The sequence below is a fragment of the Brachybacterium squillarum M-6-3 genome, from assembly GCF_000225825.1.
Classification (GTDB): domain Bacteria; phylum Actinomycetota; class Actinomycetes; order Actinomycetales; family Dermabacteraceae; genus Brachybacterium; species Brachybacterium squillarum.
Map to the genome: position 1 here is coordinate 278,774 of NZ_AGBX01000007.1, position 20,400 is coordinate 299,173.

21 protein-coding genes are annotated in these 20,400 nt (G+C 72.5%); 14 read left to right on the forward strand and 7 right to left on the reverse strand.

Annotation, left to right across the window (positions count from 1 at the left end; genetic code table 11):
* Positions 1-78: 78 nt before the first annotated feature.
* The 5 genes from rpsD to OM98_RS10890 all read right to left on the reverse strand — a co-directional run bounded on the left by rpsD (position 79) and on the right by OM98_RS10890 (position 4,207).
* The gene (gene rpsD / locus OM98_RS10870; RefSeq protein ID WP_010534653.1) at positions 79-705 is read right to left on the reverse strand and encodes a 30S ribosomal protein S4; all 627 of its coding nucleotides are present in this window, start codon (positions 703-705) and stop codon (positions 79-81) included.
* Positions 706-865: 160 nt separating this feature from the next.
* A complete protein-coding gene (locus OM98_RS10875; RefSeq protein WP_010534654.1) occupies positions 866-2,254 on the reverse strand; it encodes a replication-associated recombination protein A in 1,389 nt (462 codons plus the stop codon).
* A complete protein-coding gene (locus tag OM98_RS10880) occupies positions 2,251-3,360 on the reverse strand; it encodes a quinone-dependent dihydroorotate dehydrogenase (RefSeq protein ID WP_010534655.1) in 1,110 nt (369 codons plus the stop codon). Before OM98_RS10880 ends, OM98_RS10875 begins: the two co-directional genes overlap by 4 nt.
* 47 nt (positions 3,361-3,407) lie before the next feature.
* Positions 3,408-3,845 carry a hypothetical protein gene (locus tag OM98_RS10885; RefSeq protein ID WP_033195165.1) on the reverse strand — a complete coding sequence of 146 codons (438 nt, stop codon included), beginning with the start codon at positions 3,843-3,845 and terminating at the stop codon, positions 3,408-3,410.
* On the reverse strand, positions 3,842-4,207 hold the full coding sequence (locus OM98_RS10890; RefSeq protein ID WP_010534657.1) for a hypothetical protein: 366 nt from the start codon (positions 4,205-4,207) through the stop codon (positions 3,842-3,844). The genes OM98_RS10885 and OM98_RS10890 overlap by 4 nt, the downstream gene beginning before the upstream one ends.
* Before the next feature lie 102 nt (positions 4,208-4,309).
* Between OM98_RS10890 and OM98_RS10895 the strand changes: the two genes are divergently transcribed.
* The 3 genes from OM98_RS10895 (at position 4,310) to sucB (ending at position 9,215) form a co-directional block, all read left to right on the forward strand.
* Positions 4,310-5,776: a leucyl aminopeptidase gene (locus OM98_RS10895; protein WP_010534658.1), complete on the forward strand. Its 1,467-nt coding sequence runs from the start codon at positions 4,310-4,312 to the stop codon at positions 5,774-5,776.
* Positions 5,777-5,989: 213 nt separating this feature from the next.
* Complete coding sequence (lpdA, locus tag OM98_RS10900) at positions 5,990-7,393, forward strand: dihydrolipoyl dehydrogenase (protein WP_010534659.1); 1,404 nt, start codon at positions 5,990-5,992, stop codon at positions 7,391-7,393.
* Between the two features lie 22 nt (positions 7,394-7,415).
* A complete protein-coding gene (gene sucB, locus OM98_RS10905; RefSeq protein ID WP_010534660.1) occupies positions 7,416-9,215 on the forward strand; it encodes a 2-oxoglutarate dehydrogenase, E2 component, dihydrolipoamide succinyltransferase in 1,800 nt (599 codons plus the stop codon).
* Positions 9,216-9,298: 83 nt separating this feature from the next.
* Here sucB and OM98_RS10910 read toward each other — a convergent pair whose 3' ends face one another.
* Positions 9,299-10,744 (reverse strand): hypothetical protein, encoded by a 1,446-nt coding sequence (locus tag OM98_RS10910; RefSeq protein ID WP_010534661.1) that lies wholly within the window; start codon positions 10,742-10,744, stop codon positions 9,299-9,301.
* A 184-nt stretch (positions 10,745-10,928) separates the two neighbouring features.
* Here OM98_RS10910 and lipB point away from each other — a divergent pair, with 184 nt between their 5' ends.
* From lipB to OM98_RS10925, 3 genes are all read left to right on the forward strand, one after another.
* On the forward strand, positions 10,929-11,633 hold the full coding sequence (lipB, locus tag OM98_RS10915; protein ID WP_010534662.1) for a lipoyl(octanoyl) transferase LipB: 705 nt from the start codon (positions 10,929-10,931) through the stop codon (positions 11,631-11,633).
* 62 nt (positions 11,634-11,695) lie between these two features.
* Positions 11,696-12,718 (forward strand): lipoyl synthase, encoded by a 1,023-nt coding sequence (gene lipA, locus OM98_RS10920; protein ID WP_010534663.1) that lies wholly within the window; start codon positions 11,696-11,698, stop codon positions 12,716-12,718.
* A 73-nt stretch (positions 12,719-12,791) separates the two neighbouring features.
* A complete protein-coding gene (locus OM98_RS10925; protein WP_010534664.1) occupies positions 12,792-13,511 on the forward strand; it encodes a DUF4191 domain-containing protein in 720 nt (239 codons plus the stop codon).
* Between the two features lie 313 nt (positions 13,512-13,824).
* Here the strand turns inward: OM98_RS10925 and OM98_RS10930 are convergent, their stop codons facing one another.
* On the reverse strand, positions 13,825-14,259 hold the full coding sequence (locus tag OM98_RS10930) for an RDD family protein (RefSeq protein ID WP_010534665.1): 435 nt from the start codon (positions 14,257-14,259) through the stop codon (positions 13,825-13,827).
* A 225-nt stretch (positions 14,260-14,484) separates the two neighbouring features.
* Here OM98_RS10930 and glnA point away from each other — a divergent pair, with 225 nt between their 5' ends.
* The 8 genes from glnA (at position 14,485) to OM98_RS10965 (ending at position 20,338) form a co-directional block, all read left to right on the forward strand.
* Entirely contained in the window at positions 14,485-15,915 is a 1,431-nt protein-coding gene (glnA, locus tag OM98_RS10935; protein ID WP_010534666.1) for a type I glutamate--ammonia ligase, read from the forward strand.
* Between the two features lie 141 nt (positions 15,916-16,056).
* Positions 16,057-17,211, forward strand: coding sequence for a tyrosine-type recombinase/integrase (locus OM98_RS10940; RefSeq protein WP_010534667.1), 1,155 nt, complete (start codon positions 16,057-16,059; stop codon positions 17,209-17,211).
* Positions 17,208-17,624: a hypothetical protein gene (locus OM98_RS10945; RefSeq protein WP_010534668.1), complete on the forward strand. Its 417-nt coding sequence runs from the start codon at positions 17,208-17,210 to the stop codon at positions 17,622-17,624. Before OM98_RS10940 ends, OM98_RS10945 begins: the two co-directional genes overlap by 4 nt.
* A 153-nt stretch (positions 17,625-17,777) precedes the next feature.
* A complete protein-coding gene (locus OM98_RS10950) occupies positions 17,778-17,981 on the forward strand; it encodes a helix-turn-helix domain-containing protein (protein WP_010534669.1) in 204 nt (67 codons plus the stop codon).
* Positions 17,978-18,577 carry a hypothetical protein gene (locus tag OM98_RS10955; protein ID WP_010534670.1) on the forward strand — a complete coding sequence of 200 codons (600 nt, stop codon included), beginning with the start codon at positions 17,978-17,980 and terminating at the stop codon, positions 18,575-18,577. Before OM98_RS10950 ends, OM98_RS10955 begins: the two co-directional genes overlap by 4 nt.
* Positions 18,574-19,905 carry an AAA family ATPase gene (locus tag OM98_RS10960; RefSeq protein ID WP_010534671.1) on the forward strand — a complete coding sequence of 444 codons (1,332 nt, stop codon included), beginning with the start codon at positions 18,574-18,576 and terminating at the stop codon, positions 19,903-19,905. The genes OM98_RS10955 and OM98_RS10960 overlap by 4 nt, the downstream gene beginning before the upstream one ends.
* Positions 19,902-20,159, forward strand: a complete 258-nt coding sequence (locus tag OM98_RS15300; RefSeq protein WP_010534672.1) for a WhiB family transcriptional regulator — start codon at positions 19,902-19,904, stop codon at positions 20,157-20,159. The genes OM98_RS10960 and OM98_RS15300 overlap by 4 nt, the downstream gene beginning before the upstream one ends.
* A complete protein-coding gene (locus OM98_RS10965; protein ID WP_010534673.1) occupies positions 20,156-20,338 on the forward strand; it encodes a hypothetical protein in 183 nt (60 codons plus the stop codon). Before OM98_RS15300 ends, OM98_RS10965 begins: the two co-directional genes overlap by 4 nt.
* The last annotated feature ends 62 nt before the right edge of the window (positions 20,339-20,400 follow it).

Below are 20,400 nucleotides of genomic sequence, written 5' to 3' on the forward strand. Positions count from 1 at the left end.
TGATCTGGGGGCGACGAAGGCCCCGGTCAGCGTACCGGAGTACGCCCGCCGGGGCCTTCGTCTCGAAGAGGTGACGCGTCAGCGCGCGTAGTACTCGACGACCATCTGGACGTCGCAGGTCACGGGGACCTCGGCGCGCTTGGGGCGCGAGACGAGCTGCGCCTTCAGCTCGGGCAGCTCGACGGAGAGGTAGCCGGGGGTGGCCGCCAGCACGTCGGAGTTGCCGCCCTCGGCCGCGACCTGGAAGGGCTCCATGGCCTGGGACTTGGGCTTGATCTGGATGGTCTGGCCCGGCTTCACGCGGAAGGAGGGGCGGTCGACCAGCTTGCCGTCCACCAGCACGTGGCGGTGGGTGACGGCCTGGCGGGCCTGCAGGATGGTGCGGGCGAAGCCGGCGCGCAGGACCAGGGAGTCCAGGCGCATCTCCAGCAGCTCGACCATGCTCTCGCCGGTCAGGCCGGACTCCTTGCGGGCGTCCAGGTAGGCGCGGTGCATCTGCTTCTCGCGCAGGGCGTACTGGGCGCGCAGGCGCTGCTTCTCGCGCAGACGGACGGCGTAGTCCGACTCGGTCCGGCGGCGGGCGCGGCCGTGCTCGCCCGGGGGGTACGGACGCTTCTCGAAGTACTTGACGGACTTCGGGGTCAGGGGGAGCCCGAGGGCTCGGGACAGACGCGCCTGGCGGCGCGCACGGGTGACGTTGGTCACGAGGTGTACCTCTTGATGTCGACGGGGGTGTGAATCCTATGAAGCAGCCGCGGATTCAGCGTCCCACCCTAGCGCAGCCCCGGGGGCGCCTCAATGCTTCCCGGTGCAGGTCGCGGCCCGATTCCTGTGGGTTCGCTCACGCGGAACGGCGCGCGAGCCCTCAGCCCTGCTGGTCCCGCACGATCCGCCGCAGGGCCTGCACCCGCTGCCGGGTGCGCTCCTCGGCGCCGTGGCCGGTGGGGTGGTAGTAGTCCGTGCCGACCAGCTCGTCGGGCGGGTACTGCTGGGCGACGACGCCGTGCGGGGCGTCGTGGGCGTAGCGGTAGCCCTGCCCGTGCCCGAGGGCGGACGCCCCGGCGTAGTGGGCGTCCTTGAGGTCCGCCGGGACGTCCCCCGCGCGGCCGGCGCGGACGTCGGCGATCGCGGCGTCCAGCGCCGTGTAGGAGGCGTTGGACTTGGGGGCGGTGGCGATGTGCACCACGGCCTGCGCGAGGGGGATGCGCCCCTCGGGCATGCCGAGCATCTGCACCGCCTGCATCGCGGCGACGGCGACCTGCAGGGCGGTGGGGTCTGCCATGCCGACCTCCTCGCTGGCGGCGATCACCACGCGGCGGGCGATGAACCGCGGGTCCTCCCCCGCCTCGATCATCCGCGCCAGGTAGTGCAGGGCGGCGTCGACGTCACTGCCGCGCATGGACTTGATGAAGGCGCTGGTCACGTCGTAGTGCTGGTCGCCGGCGCGGTCGTAGCGCAGGGCGGCGCGGTTCACGGCCTGCGCGAGCACCTCGGCGGTGATCTCCCGCTCCCCCTCGCCGCCGCCGGTCATCAGCGCGGCCGCGGCGGCGGCCTCCAGGGAGGTGAGGATCTTGCGGGCGTCCCCGCCGCCGAGCCGCAGCAGCGCCTCGCGGGCCTCGGGGGTCAGGGTCACGGCGCCGTCGAGGCCCTGAGGCGAGGTCAGCGCCCGGTCGACCAGGGCATCGAGGTCGGCGCGGTCCAGGGACTCGAGGGTGACCATGATCGAGCGGGACAGCAGCGGGGAGATCACCGAGAAGTACGGGTTCTCGGTGGTCGCGGCGATCAGCGTGACCCAGCGGTTCTCGACGCTGGGCAGCAGCGCGTCCTGCTGGGACTTGGAGAAGCGGTGCACCTCGTCCACGAACAGCACGGTTTCGCGCCCGGTGGTGCGCAGGCGGGAGCGGGCCGCATCGACCACCTCGCGAATGTCCTTGACGCCGGCGAGCACGGCGGAGACCTCGACGAACTCGCGGTCACCGGACTGGGCGACCACGTAGGCCAGGGTGGTCTTCCCGGTGCCGGGCGGGCCCCAGAGGATCACCGAGGCGGGGGCGGTGCGGGCGTCGTCGGCGGCGACCAGGCGGCGCAGCGGGCTGCCGGGTTCGAGCGCCGCGTGCTGGCCGACGATCTCCTCGAGGCTGCGCGGGCGCATCCGCACCGCGAGCGGCGCCCGGTGGTCGCGGTTGCGGTCGGAGAGTGTGCGGGGCGCGGGGGCGTCCCCGCCGAGGGTGAAGAGGTCGTCCTCGCCGCTCATCGGCCCCTCGCCAGCTGCCGGGCCAGACGGCCGGGCCAGGCCGGTCCCTGGTAGATCATCGCGGTGTAGCCCTGCACCAGGTCCGCTCCGGCGTCCAGGCGGGCCCGCAGGTCGGCCGCCTCGGTGACGCCGCCGCAGCTGATGATCACGGCCTCCTCGGGCAGCTCGCGGCGCAGCAGCCGCAGCACCTGCATGGAGCGCTCGGCGAGCACCGGACCGGAGAGGCCGCCCGCACCGATCTGCTCGATCCGTGTGCGGTCGGTCCGCAGGGAGGCGGGGCGCTCGATGGTGGTGTTGGTGGCGATCACGCCGGCGAGCCCGACCTCGGTGGCGAGGTGGGCCACCGCGATCACGTCCTCGTCGTGCAGATCGGGCGCGATCTTCACCAGCACGGGCACCTCGCGGCGCAGGCGTCGGGCGGCGTCCTCGGCCTCCTCCTGCACGGCCTCCAGCACCGGGCGGAGGGCGGTCACGGTCTGCAGGTCCCGCAGCCCCGGGGTGTTCGGGCTGGAGACGTTGATGGCGAGGTAGCTCGCGTAGGGGGCGAGCAGCCGGGCGGAGAAGCGGTAGTCGTCGGCGGCGTCCTCCAGGGCGGTGGCCTTGGACTTGCCGATGTTCACGCCGATCACGGCGCGCTGGCCCCGCTCGGTGCGCCGAGCGCGGGCGAGGGACTTGGCGAGCTCGGCGGCGCCGTGGTTGTTGAAGCCCATCCGGTTGATCAGCGCCTCGTCCCCCGGAAGGCGAAAGCTGCGCGGGCGCGGGTTGCCCGGCTGCGGGCGGGCGGTGACGGTGCCGACCTCGACGTGGCCGAAGCCCAGGTCCAGGAGGGCCAGCGGCACCTCGCCGTCCTTGTCGAAACCGGCCGCCAGGCCCAGCGGGCTGTGGTGGTCCGCCCCGAGCGCGTGACGCACCGGGCGGGGATCCCGCAGCGGGGCGGGGGTGCCGAAGGCGGCACGCAGCAGGGCGGGCCCGCCGGGGACGGCGTGGGCCAGCGCGAGGGACTGCACGGTGAGCCGATGCGCGGTCTCCGGGTCCAGGCGCCGCAGGACGTGTCGGAACAGCAGGGCGTAGGGGCCGGACCGGGCAGCGGGGTCGTTCGTGCTCACGGCCCCTACCGTACGGGGTGGCCCCGACGGACGAGCACCGGGCCCGGTCAGCGCAGCGTGCCCCGCGCGACCCGCCGGCGGGAGCGCAGGATCAGCGCCAGCGCGACGATCGGCAGCAGCAGCGGCACCAGGCCGTAGCCGATGCCGTAGCCGGACCAGACGGTCGCGTCCGGGAACAGCGCGGGATCCAGCACCGTCAGGGTGCCGACCGTGAGCACCCCGACCAGCTCGACCAGCACCACGGTCAGCGCGGCCCGTGAGCCCGGGCCCCGCCGCAGCAGCACCACGGTCACCGCGATGTAGGTCAGCGCGGCCAGCAGGGAGAGCAGGTAGGCGACCGGCGCCCGGTCGAGCTCGCGCAGGATCTGCACCAGGCTGCGGGCCGTGGCGGAGAGGGCGAACAGGCCGTAGACGAACACCAGCAGGGCGGTCGGGCCCTGCACCCGTCGCTCCCCCCGGGCCGCGCGGGCGCTGCGCACGCTCATGCGAAGCCCCCCGCCCAGATCTGCGGCAGCCGCAGGTTCAGCACCACCATCGTGATCGCCGCGGCGGCCACCACCAGGCTCCCCCAGCGGGTGCGCTCGAACAGCGCCGCCCAGCCGGCCCCGATCGGCAGCACCAGCCCGGTGAGCAGGTAGCCGTAGAGCGTCACCGGGTCGTCCACCGCGCCGCCCCCGAGGTCACGCAGGGCCAGGGCGGCGCCCTCGGTGAACCAGACCAGCAGGCTCAGGGCGCAGGCCCCCAGCAGCACCAGGTCGGCGGCGAGGTCGCGGGCCGCGTAGTACAGGGCGAGCAGGGCGGTCAGTCCGCAGACGACGTAGACCACCACCGACAGCACGAGGGTCACCGGGCGACTCCGAGCCCGCCTGCCCGCTGCCGTCGCTCCCCCGGCGGGTGGGGCGGGACGGGGCCGGTCCGAGCGGTCCGGGCCGGTGCCTACGATAGATCCATGCCCACCATCACCATCGCCACCACAGCCCCCGCGGACCTCGAGACCGAGGTCCTGATCCTGCCGCTGCTGTCCGGCGGCGAGGACGCCCCCTCCCGCGTGCCCGACCAGGAGGAGCTCACCGCGGCGATCGCGGAGCTGGACCCCTCGGCCTCCCGCGGCGCCACCCACCGCCTCCCCGCCCTCGGCGGCGTCAGCGCCCGCACGCTGCTGCTGGTGGGGCTCGGCGTCGAGGACCTCGCCGAGGCCTCCGCCGAGGATCTCCGCCTGGCCTACGGAGCGGCGACCCGCGTGCTCGCCGGCGTGGAGCAGGCCGCCCTCGCCCTGCCCGGCGGCACCCCCGAGCAGCTCGCCGCCGCCACCGAGGGCGCAGCGCTCGGCGCCTACGCACTGACCGCCCACAAGTCCGGAACCCCCGCCGTGAAGGCCGCCCTCGCCGGCCTGCAGGTCCTCGCCGAGGACGGGCAGGAGGAGGCCGCCGAGACCGGCGCCGCCCGCTCCCGGGTCCTCGCCGAGGCCGTCGGCATCGCCCGCGACCTGGTGAACACCCCGCCGAACCTGCTGTTCCCCGCCGAGTTCGCCCGCCGCGCCGAGGAGCTCGCCGCCGAGCTGCCCCTCGAGGTCACCGTCCTGGACGAGCAGGAGCTCGCCGACGGCGGCTACGGCGGCATCGTGGGCGTCGGCCAGGGCTCCGCCCGGCCCCCGCGCCTGGTGAAGGTGCACTACGCCCCTGAGGGCGCCCGCGGCTCCGTGGCCCTGGTCGGCAAGGGCATCACCTTCGACACCGGCGGCATCTCGCTGAAGCCTGCCGCGGGCATGGAGGACATGACCTCCGACATGACCGGCGCCGCCACCGTGCTGGCCGCGACCGTCGGCGCCGCCCGCCTCGGCCTCCCCCTGGAGATCACCACCTACCTGGCCCTGGCCGAGAACATGCCCGGCGGCGGCGCCCAGCGCCCCGGTGACGTGGTCACCATGCGCAACGGCCGCACCGTGGAGGTGCTCAACACCGATGCCGAGGGCCGCATGGTGATGGCCGACGCCCTGGTCGACGCCGTCGCCACGGAGCCGGACCTGGTGATGGACGTGGCCACCCTGACCGGCGCCGCGGTGGTGGCGCTGGGCAAGCGCACCGCCGCCGTGATGGGCACCGAGGCCGCCCGCGACGAGGTGCTCGCCGCGGCCGGGACCGCCGGGGAGCCCTTCTGGCCCCTGCCCTTCCCGGCCGAGCTGCGCGAGGACCTCACCGGCCGCTTCGCCGACCTGCGCAACATCGGCTCCGGCCGCTGGGGCGGCGCCCTGACCGCCGGGATCTTCCTGTCCGAGTTCGTGGGCGAGACCCCCTTCGCCCACCTCGACATCGCCGGTCCCGCCTTCGCCGACGCCCCCCTGGGGTACATGGGCAAGGGCGCCACCGGCATGAGCGTGCGCACCGTGCTCGAGGTGCTCGAGGCCCGCTCCCGCTGAGCCCGCCCGGAACCGGGGTCGTCCCGCCCGGGACGGCCCCGGTCCCGCGTCCGCGGGGAGCCCGCGACGTGACCTCCTCGACGTTCAGGGGCGGACCGGACGCCACTGCCCCTGCACCCACGGGCGCGTGCCCTAGCATGGACCCCGCAGGCGACGCCCGGTCGAAGGGCCGCTCCCGCGTCGCAGACGACCCGAACTCCGAGGAGCACACAGGTGGCGGATACAACCACTGACCAGTACGACGTCGTGATCCTGGGCGGTGGCAGCGGCGGCTACGCGGCCGCGCTGCGCGGGGCCCAGCTGGGCCTCAGCATCGCCCTGGTCGAGAAGGACAAGCTCGGGGGCACCTGCCTGCACCGCGGCTGCGTCCCCACCAAGGCCATGCTCCACGTCGGCGAGCTCGCCGGCGCCCCCGCCGAGGGTGCGGAGATGGGCCTGGACCTCACCCTGAACTCCGTGGACGCCCCCAAGGTGCTCGAGTTCAAGGACAAGGTCATCTCCCGCCTGTACAAGGGCCTGCAGGGCCTGGTGAAGGCCCGCAAGGTCGAGTACGTCGAGGGCTTCGGCCGCCTGACCGGCAAGAACACCGTCACGGTCGAGACCGAGGGCGGCACCCGCGAGCTGACCGGCAAGAACGTCATCCTGGCCTCCGGTTCCTTCTCCAAGACCCTTCCCGGCCTCGAGCTGGGCGGCCGCGTCCTGGACTCCGAGGCCGCGCTGCAGCTCCCCGAGATCCCCAAGAACCCGATCATCCTGGGCGGCGGCGTCATCGGCGTCGAGTTCGCCTCGGTGTGGAAGTCGCTGGGCGCCGAGTCGGTGACCATCGTCGAGGGCCTGCCCCACCTGGCCGCCAACGAGGACGAGGCCCTGTCCAAGGCCCTCGAGCGCGCCTTCAAGAAGCGCGGCATCACGTTCTCGCTGGGCACCTTCTTCGAGAAGGCCGAGCAGACCGACTCCGGCGTGAAGGTCACCCTGGTGGACGGCACCGTCTTCGAGGGCGACTACCTGCTGGTCGCCGTCGGTCGCGGCCCGAACACCAAGGACCTCGGCTACGAGGAGCAGGGCGTCGAGATGGACCGCGGCTTCGTGCTCGCGGACAAGCAGACCCTGCAGACCAACGTCGAGGGCATCTACGCCGTCGGCGACATCGTCCCCGGCCTGCAGCTCGCCCACCGCGGCTTCCAGCAGGGCATCTTCGTGGCCGAGCGGATCGCCGGGCAGAACCCGGCCCCGATCGTCGAGTCCGGGATCCCCCGCATCACCTACTGCGAGCCCGAGCTGGGCTCCGTCGGCCTCACCCAGAAGCAGGCCGAGGAGGAGTTCGGCACCGAGGGCGTGGAGACCTACGAGTACAACCTGGGCGGCAACGGCAAGTCCCAGATCCTCGGCACCACCGGCTTCGTGAAGCTGGTGCGCGAGAAGGACGGCCCGATCGTCGGCGTCCACATGGTCGGCACCCGCATGTCCGAGCAGATGGGCGAGGCCCAGCTGATCGTGAACTGGGAGGCCTACCCGGAGGACGTCGCCTCGCTGATCCACGGTCACCCCACGCAGAACGAGGCCCTGGGCGAGGCCGCTCTGGCCCTCGCCGGCAAGCCGCTGCACGCCCACGCCTGAGCCCTTCGAAGGAGAACACCTGATGTCCGAAACCGTGAAGATGCCCGCGCTGGGCGAGTCCGTCACCGAGGGCACGGTCACCCGCTGGCTGAAGTCCGTGGGCGACACCGTCGAGGTCGACGAGCCCCTGCTGGAGGTCTCCACCGACAAGGTCGACACCGAGATCCCCTCCCCCGTCTCCGGCACGATCGAGAAGATCCTGGTCGAGGAGGACGAGGACGCCGAGGTCGGCGCCGACCTGGTCGTGATCGGCGACGGCTCCGGCTCGGAGGGTTCGTCCTCCGACGACTCCGGCGCCGCCGAGGAGCAGGCCGAGCAGGCCCCCGCCGCGGAGGAGCAGGCCGAGCAGGCCCCCGCCGCGGAGGAGCAGGCCGAGGAGCCGGCCTCCGCGGCCGAGGAGGAGCCGGCGCAGGAGTCCGAGCAGAAGCCCGCCTCCGGCGGTGGTGGTGGTGGGCAAGAGATCACCATGCCGGCGCTCGGCGAGTCCGTCACCGAGGGCACCGTGACCCGCTGGCTGAAGTCAGTGGGCGATACCGTGGAGGTGGACGAGCCCCTGCTGGAGGTCTCCACCGACAAGGTCGACACCGAGGTCCCCTCCCCCGTGGCCGGCACCCTGCTGTCGATCGCGGTGCAGGAGGACGAGGACGCCGAGGTCGGCGCCGTGCTGGCGACCATCGGGGACGACGCGGCCGCCTCCGAGCAGGCCGAGTCCACCCCGGCCCCCGCGGCCGAGGACAAGCCGGAGGAGGAGAAGGCGGAGGAGAAGCCCGCCGAGCAGCCGAAGCAGGAGGCCCCCAAGCAGGAGGCCCCGAAGCAGGAGGCCCCGAAGCAGGAGCAGGCTCCCGCGCCCAAGGCGGCGGACTCGGTCTCCGGCGAGCAGTCCTCCGGCTACGTGACCCCGCTGGTGCGGAAGATGGCCGCCGATGCCGGGGTGGACCTGTCCACCGTGGCCGGCACCGGCCTGGGCGGTCGTATCCGCAAACAGGACGTGCAGAAGGCGATCGACGAGAAGAAGGCCGCGTCCTCCGCTCCCGCCGCCTCCGAGGCGCCCGCCGCATCCGGCTCCTCCGCCCCGGCGAAGGCCCCCAGCGTGGAGGTCTCCCCGCTGCGCGGCACCACCGAGAAGATGAGCCGCATCCGCAAGGTCACCGCCAAGCGGATGATGGAGTCGCTGCACAACCAGGCCCAGCTCACCACGGCGGTCGAGGTGGACATGACCCGCGTGGCCAAGCTGCGCGGCAAGGCCAAGGACTCCTTCGCCCAGCGCGAGGGCGCCAAGCTCACCTTCCTGCCCTTCATCATGCAGGCGGCGGTCGAGGCGCTGAAGACCTACCCGAAGCTGAATGCCTCGATCTCCGAGGACACCATCACCTACGGTGCCTCCGAGAACATCGGCATGGCGGCGGACACCGAGCGCGGCCTGGTCGTGCCGGTGATCAAGAACGCGGGCGACCTGAACCTCGCGGGCCTGGCCCGTCAGATCGGTGAGCAGGGCGCCAAGGCGAAGAACAACAAGCTCACGCCGGACGACCTGCAGGGCGCCACCTTCACGATCACCAACACCGGCTCCGGCGGCGCCCTCTGGGACACCCCGATCGTGCCGGACCCGCAGGTGGGCATCCTGGGCTGCGGCACCATCGTGAAGCGTCCCGCCGTGGTGCAGAACGCCGAGGGTGACGACTCGATCGCCATCCGCTCGATGATGTACCTGTTCCTCTCCTACGACCACCGTCTGGTCGACGGCGGCGACGCCGCCCGCTTCCTCACCTTCATGAAGAAGCGTCTGGAGGAGGGGGCCTTCGAGGCCGAGCTGGGTCTGTGACCCGCTGAGTCCCCCGCGCACGCGGCCGGGCCCGGCATCCCCTCGGGGCTGCCGGGCCCGGCCGTGTCCGCGTCCGCTGCGGCTCAGGCGGGGGTGGCCTCGGTGATCCGCCAGGCCTGCCCGTCCCAGCGCAGGCTCAGCAGCACCGTGCTGGGCTCGCTCGCCGCGATCTCCTCGACCGAGCCGTCGGCGCGCACCACCTCGTGCGCGGGGACCTCGGTCTGGACCCGCAGCGAGGCGGTGCCCTCGGCGACCTCGGTGCCGCTGAGCTCGGCGGCGAGCACCTCGGGCTCCCCGCCGACCACCTCGATGTCCGCGTAGGCGCGGCGCACTTCCTCGTCGGCGGTGCGGGCCGCGCTGCCCTCCAGGGTGACCGGCGTCGAGGAGGCCCCGGTGACGTAGTCGTGGCGCGCGGAGGCCAGCTGCTCGGCCAGCGCCACCGGATCGGGGATGGTCGGTGCCTCGGTGACCACCACGGTGGGACTGGCCCCCGGGGCGGGGGTGGCTGCCGGGTCCCCGCTGCGCAGCATCCAGACGGCGGCACCGGCCAGGAGCAGCAGCCCGGCGAGCAGGACCGCGAGCCACACGCGCCTCGGGACCCGGGCCCGCTCCTCGCGGCGCCGCGCACGGGGGGACGCGGACCGGCGGACAGCCGCCGTTGATCTCCCTCCCCCGACGGGGGTGTCCGGCCGCGACAGTGCCCGGGCCGCGACCGGCGCCGGCTGACCGGGGCGGGGCGCCGTCACCGCCCCGGAGGACACCGTCAGCAGCGGGGCCGGTGCGAGCTCCTCCTCCGCCGGGTCCGCGAGGGTCCCCTCCTCCTCGAGCGGGGCGCCGGCGCGGACGCGACCCCGCCATTGCCGCCGACGGTGCTCGCGCCGCGCGTCCGGGAGGTCGGCCGGACCGGGGGCCGCGGAGGGTCCGAGGTCCTCTCCCTCCTGCAGCCAGCCGTCCTCCCAGCTCGCCTCCCAGGTGCCGGGCGCGGCCCGCCCTCGGGCGGCGGCCTCGGCCGCGAGGGCGTCGACGCGGCGGCGCAGGGTGCGGTCGCGGTCGTGCAGCACCGAGTCGACCCAGGTGAGGTCCCCGCGCCGCTCCCCCGGCGCCGAGGACATGCGCAGTCCCTCCAGGTCCGTGACGACGACGGTGCCGTCCTCCCGCAGTCCGAGGCCGGCACCGGGGGTCGCCCCGAGCACCCAGCCGCGTCCGTGCAGCGACTCCAGGAGCGCCTCGAGGTCCTCCCGGGCGCGTCCCAGCGCCTCCCGCTCGGCGGTGTCCGGGCTGGTCTCCGCGGCGGCGCGGCGTCCGCTGCCGTGCCGCATCGGCGCGGCCCACTCCCGCAGGTAGCCGTCGTCCTCCAGCGAGACCACGGCCGGGGCGGCACGCACCGCGTCCACCTCGAGCGCCACCAGGAGCTGCACCTCCTCGCGGGCGACGTGGCGCGCCTCGGAGCCCAGCGCCCGGACCCGCACGCACCAGGCGCCCTCGACCTGCTCGGCGAGCTCCTCGCGGCCCCCGTCGCGGCGCAGCACCCGCGCCTCGGGTCGGCCCGGCGCGCCGCGTCCGGGACCGCTGCGATCCGTCGGTCCCGCGGGGCGCCGTCCCCGCCCCGCACTGTGCTCGGAGAGTTCCATACGGGCATTTCACCCCAGCCCTCCTCCCGCTGCCCGCGCTCGTCCACAGTGCGCAGGTCGCGCGGGGGCGTAGCCTGATCCGGTGCTCGACGTGATCCGCCTCGGCTTCAGCGAGTCCCTGCCCGGCGGGGACCGTCACGAGGAGTTCGGCCTGCCCGCGGGCCCCGTCGAGTACCGCGCCGCCTGGGACCTGCAGCGCCGCATCCATGCCGAGGTCGTGGCCGGGACCCGCCCGGACACGCTGCTGCTGCTGGAGCACCGGCCCGTGTACACCGCCGGCAAGCTCACCCGGGACGAGGAGCGCCCGCGCGACGGCGCCCCGGTCGTCGACATCGACCGCGGCGGCAAGATCACCTGGCACGGGCCGCAGCAGCTGGTCGGCTACCCCATCGTGAGCCTGCCGGTGCCGATCGACGTGGTCGGCTTCGTGCGGGCCCTGGAGCGCAGCATCATCGCGGTGTGCGCGGACCTGGGGCTGGACACCGAGCCCGTCGAGGGGCGCAGCGGGGTGTGGGTGCCGGCGGCCTCCCCCTCGGAGCAGGACCGCAAGCTCTGCGCGATCGGGATGCGGGTCTCCCGCCGCGCCACCATGCACGGCTTCGCCCTGAACTGCGCGAACCAGCTGGAGTGGGCGGGCAACGTGATCCCCTGCGGGATCGACGACGCCGGGGTCACCTCCCTGAGCCGGGAGCTGGGCCGCGAGGTGCCCGTCTCCGCCGTGATCGACGCCGCGGAGGCCCGCCTGCGGGAGCTGGTGGCGGAGCGCACCACCACCCGGGCGCGCTGAACGCCCGGAACGTGCCGCCGGGTCGATAGAATGGACGGCAGTCGACTGCTAGGAGGCACGGGGTGAGCATCGCTCCCGAAGGCCGACGCATGCTGCGCGTCGAGGCCCGCAACGCCGAGGTGCCGATCGAGCGCAAGCCGGACTGGATCAAGACCCGGGCCGTGATGGGCCCCGAGTACAGCGCCATGAAGCAGCGTGTGCACGGCCGCGGCCTGCACACCGTCTGCGAGGAGGCGGGCTGTCCCAACATCTTCGAGTGCTGGGAGGACCGCGAGGCCACCTTCCTCATCGGCGGGGACACCTGCACCCGGCGCTGCGACTTCTGCGACATCGCCACTGGCAAGCCGCAGGCCCTGGACCCGATGGAGCCCTTCAAGGTGGCCCAGTCGGTCAAGGAGATGGGTCTGCGCTACTCCACCATCACCGGGGTGGCGCGGGACGACCTGCCCGACGGGGCGGCCGAGCTGTTCGCCCGCACCTGCGAGCAGATCCACGCGATGAATCCGGGCACCGGGGTGGAGCTGCTGATCGACGACATCAAGGGCAACGGCGAGGCGCTGGAGCGGGTCTTCGCCGCCGAGCCGCAGGTCTTCGCGCACAACCTGGAGACGGTGCCGCGGATCTTCAAGCAGATCCGCCCCGCCTTCCGCTACCAGCGCTCCCTGGACGTCATCACGATGGCCAAGGAGCACGGGCAGATCACCAAGTCGAACCTGATCCTGGGGATGGGCGAGACCACCACGGAGATCCTCGAATCCCTCGAGGCCCTGCGCGACGCCGGCTGCGACATCATCACCATCACCCAGTACCTGCGGCCCTCCAAGCTGCACCACCCGATCGACCGCTGGGTCAAGCCGGAGGAGTTCCTGGACATCTCCGAGGCCGCCGAGGAGATGGGCTTCCTGGCCGTCATGGCCGGGCCGATGGTCCGCTCCTCGTACCGCGCCGGCAAGCTCTGGGCGCAGGCCATGCGCAAGCTCGGCCGCGAGATCCCGGAGAACCTGCGCCACCTGGACCAGGACCAGCCCGCCCGCCAGGAGGCCGCCAGCGTCGTGGCCCGCATCCAGCGCCCCGCCGCCGGCTGACGCCCCGGCCCCACCTGTCCCGCCGCGACCCGCCGCGGCCTTCCGCGAACTCCCGAGAGGAACCCCCACCCCCATGCCCCGCAACCGCGAAGCCGCGACGACCCCGGAGAAGAAGCCCGGTCGCATCCGGCAGATGGTCGACGTCTTCAAGTACACCCAGGGCATCGACCGCTCCACCGCCCCCCTGATGATCGGCGCGATCCTCGCCGCGATCGCGCTGGGCGTCCTGCTGAGCTGGCTGATCTTCGACAGCCCCTGGTACGGCGTGTTCCTGGGCCTGGGCATCGGCGTCCTGCTGGCGATGATCATCCTGGCCCGCAAGGCCGAGCGCGCCGCCTTCAGCCGGATCAAGGGTCAGCCCGGCGCGGCCCTCGCGGCGATGCAGTCCATCCGTCGCGGCTGGAACGTCACCGAGGAGCCGGTGCAGGTCGACCCGCGCAGCCAGAAGATGATCTTCCGCGCCTCCGGCCGTCCCGGCATCGCCCTGGTGGCCGACGACTCCTCGGCCACCTCCCTGAAGCTCATCGAGAAGGAGCGCCGCGCGATCCGTCGCGTGCTGCAGCAGGAGGGCGTCCCGATCCACGTGATCGTCGTCGGCGACGGCGAGGACGAGGTGGCCCTGCACAAGCTCCCCACCTACATGATGCGCATGCGCCGCACCCTCACCAAGGACGAGGCAGCCCAGGTGACCAAGCGCCTCGGCGCCCTGCAGCGCTCGCTGCGGCAGTCGATCCCGCAGGGCGTGGACCCGAGCCGCGCCCGCCCCAACCGCAAGGCGATGCGCGGCCGCTGAACCCGTGCCTCCCCCGCCGCCACGACGGCCCGGCACCCCAGGGGTGCCGGGCCGTCTCGCGTCGTGGACGGTCCCGCCGGGACCCGATTCGCCGTAACCTTCCCGTGACCTTCGTGATCGAACCGTGACATTCACTGTTTCCGCAGGTCATGGATACGAAAGGACGGGACGTCCGGACCGATGGGGACCGCGGAATCGCCCTTCAGGGGCCGCCGCGTGGGGTTCCGCGGCGGCGTGGGGAGAGGGGCCGCGGCGGGGTCCTCGACGGCGCCGGGAGGGCCCCGACCGGGCTGCGACGGCCCGTCCGAGCCCGTCAGGCGCGGACGACCGCGGTGCCCGCGATGACGTCGTGCAGGGGCTGGCGGTCGCCGTTCCAGAACACGGCCGGGAGCACCAGCGCGAGACCGAAGGTCCGGAACAGGGATCGCAGGATCATCGGGCTGCGGCCGCCCACGGGGCGCACCCGCAGGCCGAGCACGAACTGCGCCGGGGTGGCCCCGAAAACCGTGATGAACAGGACGTTCATCAGCAGGAAGAGGCCGAGGGTGGCCTCCTCGTTCCCCTGCAGCAGCCACCAGGACAGCAGCAGGCAGAGCGCCCAGTCCAACAGCAGCGACAGGAAGCGGCGGCCGATCGGCGCCACCGAGCCGGGACCCTCGGCGGGCAGCCCGAGCCGCGAGCCGGGGACGTACTCCTCCGCGGTGGGGGCGCCGTCCATCCACGAGCCGAGGTCCTTGCGATCGATCACGATGCCAGCCTACCGAGGCCGCCCGCGCGCTCCCCCAATCGGCGCTCGCCCCGGGCCACCTCTTCACGGACCGGTGGTCGGAAGCTCCCAGCGGGTCCCGGGACCTCCCTCTAGGGTGGAGCCACCCGATCGCCCGCGGCGGACGCTCCGTCGCGGCCCGGGCCCGTGATGACCCCCCGGGGTGAGACAGCACAAGGCGCACCACCCGGTGCGGATGGAGGAGATGTGTTCAACAATCCCAGCGAGGTCGTGAAGTACATCGAGGAGGAGGGCGTCGAGTTCGTCGACATCCGCTTCTGCGATCTTCCCGGCGTGATGCAGCACTTCAACGTGCCGGCCAGCACGTTCGATGAGGACGCGATGGAGACCGGGCAGCTGTTCGACGGCTCCTCGATCCGTGGCTTCCAGGCCATCCACGAGTCCGACATGAAGCTCGTGCCGGACCTGGACACCGCCTACATCGACCCCTTCCGTGAGCGGAAGACCCTGGTCATCAACTTCTCGATCGTGGACCCCTTCACGGACGAGCCCTACTCCCGCGATCCCCGCACCGTGGCCACCAAGGCCCAGGAGTACCTCACCTCCACCGGCATCGCGGACACCGCGTTCTTCGCCGCCGAGGCCGAGTTCTACATCTTCGACGACGTGCGGTTCAAGACCAGCATCAACTCGGGCTTCTACCAGATCGACTCGGACGAGGCGGTGTGGAACACCGACCGCGACGAGTCCGAGTTCGGTGGCAACCAGGGCTACAAGACCCGCGTCAAGGGCGGCTACTTCCCGGTGCCCCCGAACGACCAGATGGCCGATCTGCGCGACGAGGTCTGCGCGATCCTGGACTCGGTCGGCCTCGAGGTCGAGCGCGCCCACCACGAGGTCGGCACCGCCGGTCAGCAGGAGATCAACTACAAGTTCAACACCCTGCTGAACGCCGCCGACGACGTCATGAAGTTCAAGTACATCGTGAAGAACACGGTGTGGGAGGCCGGCAAGACCGCCACCTTCATGCCCAAGCCCCTGTTCGGCGACAACGGCTCGGGCATGCACACCCACCAGTCGCTGTGGAAGGACGGCGAGCCGCTGTTCTTCGACGAGCGCGGCTACGGCGGCCTGTCTGATATCGCCCGCTGGTACATCGGCGGCCTCATCGAGCACGCCCCGGCGCTGACCGCCTTCACCAACCCCACGGTGAACTCGTTCAAGCGTCTGGTGCCGGGCTTCGAGGCCCCCGTGAACATGGTCTACTCGGCCCGCAACCGCTCCGCGGCGATCCGCATCCCGGTCACCGGCTCCTCGCCGAAGGCCAAGCGCATCGAGTTCCGTGCGCCGGACCCGTCCTCGAACCCCTACCTGTGCTTCGCGGCGCAGCTGATGGCGGGCATCGACGGCATCCGCAACCGGATCGAGCCGCCCGAGCCGATCGACAAGGACCTCTACGAGCTGCCCCCCGAGGAGCACGCGCAGATCAAGCAGCTGCCGGCCTCCCTCGACGAGGCGCTCACCGCGCTCGAGGCTGACCACGACTTCCTCACCGAGGGCGACGTGTTCCCCGAGGACCTCATCGAGACCTGGATCGAGCTGAAGCGCACCACGGAGATCGATCCGTTCCGCTTCCGCCCGCACCCCCACGAGTTCGAGCTCTACTACGACATCTGAGCAACGAGCGTCCGGGAATGCTTCGCTGACCTGCCTGTTTCTGGGGTGCTGCCTGCACAGTAGCACTCCCGTGCAATAGAACCGAGCGGAACCGACTACCATCGGTGTAACGCACGGTTATTGCACGAGCAGGAGGTAGGCATGCCAGCGAAACGGCGACGGACCCGCCGGTCCTTCGGGGCGGTGCGGAAGCTCCCCAGCGGCAGGTACCAGGCCAGTTACCTGGACCCCGCCGGGAAGCGCCGCACCGCCCCGTCGACGTTCACCGCCAAGGTCGACGCCGACGCCTGGCTGTCCGTGCAACGCGCCGCCCTAGAGACCGGATCATGGCGCGGCCGCGACGACCGCATGACCGTGGGCGAGTACGCCACGCAGTGGCTCCGCACGCACCAGGTGCGCGAGCGGACCCGCTACCACTACAGCGTGCAGGTGGACCGGTGGATCGTCCCCACCTTCGGCACCACCCCGATGGTCGACGTGACCCCCGCGATGGTCCGCAAGTGGCTGGGCACCTTCCCCTCGGACAAGCCCGCCGCCCGCGCCAACGCGTACCGCGTCCTGGCGCAGCTGTTCCGGGCCGCGGTGGACGATGGCGTCGTCTCCGAGTCGCCCGTGAAGGTCCGCGGGGCGGGCCAGTACGAGCGCAAGCGCGAGGGCCACGCCCTGACCGTCCCCGAGGTCCAGCAGCTCGCGGAGAAGGCCCCCGAGGCCCGCCGCCTGGCGATCCTCCTGGGCGCGTTCTGCGCCCTGCGCCCGGGCGAGGCCCTGGGACTGCGCCGGCGCGACGTGGACACCCGCACGCACGCCCTCAGCATCCGCGAGACGGCATCGGCGGTGCACGCGAAATCGGGTCGCATCGGCCCGGTCAAGACCGCATCGAGCGTCCGCACCGTCCACTACCCCGCCGAGCTGCACGACCTCGTGCTGGCTCAGCTGGCAGAGCACGCGGCCGAGGGGCCGATGGGTCACCTGTTCCCCTCCCCCAGGGACGCGGGCCAGCCGCTGTCCTACACGGGGTACCTGTACATGTTCCGGCGGGCGGCGGAGGCCGCTGGCCTGGACGATGTGAAGCCGCACGACCTGCGGCACACGGGCGCGACGCTGGCAGCGGCGACGGGCGCGACAACGAGGGAGCTGATGGCCCGGCTAGGCCACACGTCCCCGCAGGTGGCGATGCGCTACCAGCACGCGGTCCGGGAGCGGGACCAAGCGATCGCGGACGCCCTCGGGGCGGCCCTCGCCCCCTCTGTTGGCGCGCAAGTCAGCAGCGAGACGACGGGAGACGATGACCGATGAGCGGCATGCAGCAGATGATGACGGCGGCGCTGGCAGCTGAGCCGGGCGTGCCTGACTTGCTGGACCGGCTGTGCGGGGACACGGGCCGCTCGCCATTGGTCCGCCTCACGTGCAAGGGGCGCGAGCGCAGGACGCAGCGGCACGACACGGGCGGCACGGTGCGGTTCAAGCGAACCGGTGACGGCTGGACCCTCGCCGGTGGCCGGGACAGCGTGGCAATGCCCGGCGTGGACTCCGACGGGCGTGTGACGGTGCAGGTGCAGTGCACGGTCTGCGGGACGCCCAAGCTCCGAGCAGGCCGTGAAGCCCTGGAGCCGATTCTGGGGACACTGGTCGCATGGGAGAGGCGGCGGGACGAGCTGGCGGCGCAGGGCATCACGGACCCCGGAACGGTGCGTGTCGCCTGGCACTGAGCGGAACCGACGTATGGTACCGTGAATGCTCCAACGTTCGGCGAGCACGGTCGCCACCAGTACAGGGCCACCAGTAGGTGGAACAGCGGCGCATAGGCGTATCAGCTCCCGGTGACGTAGCGCAGCATGCGCACATCGCACGGGAGCTTTCTCATGCCTGAGACCCTGACAGGCCGGTACGTCACGCAGACGGCCGCGGCCGAGTACCTGAACGTCACCGGCCGCACGATTCGCAACCTCATCGCCCGCGGCGACCTCACCGGATACCGCCTCGGAGCCCGCTCCATCCGCGTTGACCGCGCGGAGCTGGACGCCCTGCTCACCCCCATCCCAACGGCGGGGGTGGAGAACCGGTGACGATCACACAGGAAAGCCGCCCCGGTGGTCAGACCGAGGCGGCACGAGACACCCGTAGCACTCACCCCCAGGATACCCGCCCGGGGTCTCCCACGCCCATCCCCACGCTGATCGACGTCGCCACCCTCGATACCCGCGAGGCCGCCGTCACCGGGGCACTGATCCACGCCTCCCACGCGGACGTGATCACCACCCTGGACACCATCACCCCCGCGGACGTCACCAGTGCCCCTCTGCGGGCCGTTCTCCGCACCATCGGGCTCCTGGCCCGCCGTGGGGACGCTGTGGCCGTGACGGCCCTCGGAGGGGCCGCGCAGGCCGCAGGGATCATCCGGCCCGTGGACCGGCAACGGTTCGACACCCTCGTGATCGACCTGTCCGGTGTGGATGCCTGCCCCCGCGGTGCCGGTGACCTCGTGCTCGTGCCCGAGCTGATCGAGGCCACCACTCGCCGCCGCGCCATCGAGCACGCGACTCGCATCCGGCAGGCCGTGGACGAAGGTCCGGCCGATGGCCTGGTGCTGGTGCTGCGGGACGCTGCGAGGGCACTGGAGGACGACGCGGCCCGCCTGGACGCGCAGGGGGTGACCGCATGACCACCCCACTGGACACCGCTGGCGACTGGTGCGACGAGCACGCCGTCCCTACGATCGACTGCACCGGCGACCACCAGGGCCGACAGCTCATCGTGCAGCGCGCCAACAGCGTGACGCCCCGCCGTGTCTCCTGGCTCTGGGACGGTCGCATCGCGGCAGGCACCCTCTCCCTCCTCGCCGGCGGCGAGGGCCTGGGGAAGTCCACCCTCACCGCGTGGCTGGTCGCCGCGATCACCCGCGGCACGCTCCCCGGCGACGAGTACGGCGCCCCCCGGTCCGTGATCATCGCGGCCACGGAGGACTCTTGGGAGCACACCCTCGTGCCGCGCCTCATGGCCGCCGGGGCCGACCTCTCCCGCGTGCTACAGGTAGACGTCCAGACCAGCGACGGGTTCATCACCGGCCTTTCCCTGCCCAAGGACATCGAGGCCCTGGCCGACCTCGCCCGCGTCGAGGGCGTGGCCCTGCTCGTGCTCGACCCGATCATGTCGCGCCTGGAGGGTCTGGACACGCACAAGGACTCCGAGGTGCGCCGTGCCCTGGAGCCCCTGGTGAAAGCCGCCGACGTCGCGCGCATGGCCGTCCTGGGCCTGATCCACGTCAACAAGAGCGGTGCCGCGGACCCGCTGCGGGCCCTCATGGGCTCCCGCGCCTTCCCTGCGGTCGCCCGCTCGGTGTCCACCGTCGTCGCGGACCCCGAGGACGAGGACGACCGTCGCCGCCTGTTCGGCACCGTGAAGAACAACCTCGGGCCGATCAGCCCGTCCTCGGACGTGTTCACCGTAGCCACCGCCACGGTGCCTTCCCTGGACGGGCCGATCAGCACGGGACTGCTGGAGTGGCACGGCTCCGTGGACACCACCGTGAAGGCCGCGATGGCCGACGCGGCCGCCGGGGGCGGCATGGAGACCCGCGGCGCGCTAGCCGAGGCGTGTGAGTGGCTGCGGGATTACCTGGACGCGTGCCCCGGCGAGCAGCGTCAGATCGTCATCCGCGAGGGCCAGAAGGAGGGGCACAGCCTCCCCACCATCAAGCGGGCAGCGCACCGGCTCGGAGTCGTGTCGGTACGGAAGGGTGGACAACCCCCGAGGTCGCTGTGGTCCCTCCCGGCTGAACCCAACGGCTCAAGCCCTGGGGAGAGTGTGTGTATTGAACCTATGGAGCCTATGGGCTCTGACCTGCAGGTTCGATCGGCTCAGAGTGGCTCCATTGGCTCAATGGGTCCAAGGGATCAACGCCCCCTAGAGCTTGAACCGATGGCCGAGGACCTCTGCCCTGGCTGCGGTGACCCGGCCTGCACCGGCGAGTGCGACGGGGGCCTGGCATGAGCAACAGCCTCGGTGTCCCCGAGCACGCCCTCACCGCATGGCGAGCCCTCCACGACCGCATCACCGCTACCGGCCCCACCCCCTGCACCGGGGCCGACGCGGACCGGTGGAACGGCACCACCGCCGAGCAGCGTTGGGCCGCCGGCCGATGCATCGACTGTCCAGCCCTGATCCAGTGCGGCACCTACGCGGACACAGCCGGGGAACGGCACGGCGTCTGGGGCGGCACCCCGCGGACGGGGGCGAACCGATGAGCACCACCCCCAGCGCCCCGCGCGTCACCCCCTACTGGTGGAACCGCCTCCAGGTGGACGCCGAACCCGGAGCGCTCATCACCACCCGCGGCCGGTCCCTGTTCATCCCCGCCGACCAGCTGCGGGCCATCGCGGACGGCCTGCACGACATCGCCGACGACCTGGAGGCCACACCATGACCGGCCAGGCAACAGCGAGGGCACCACCATCCCCGCCCCCGCCTCCGACATCTCAATCACTC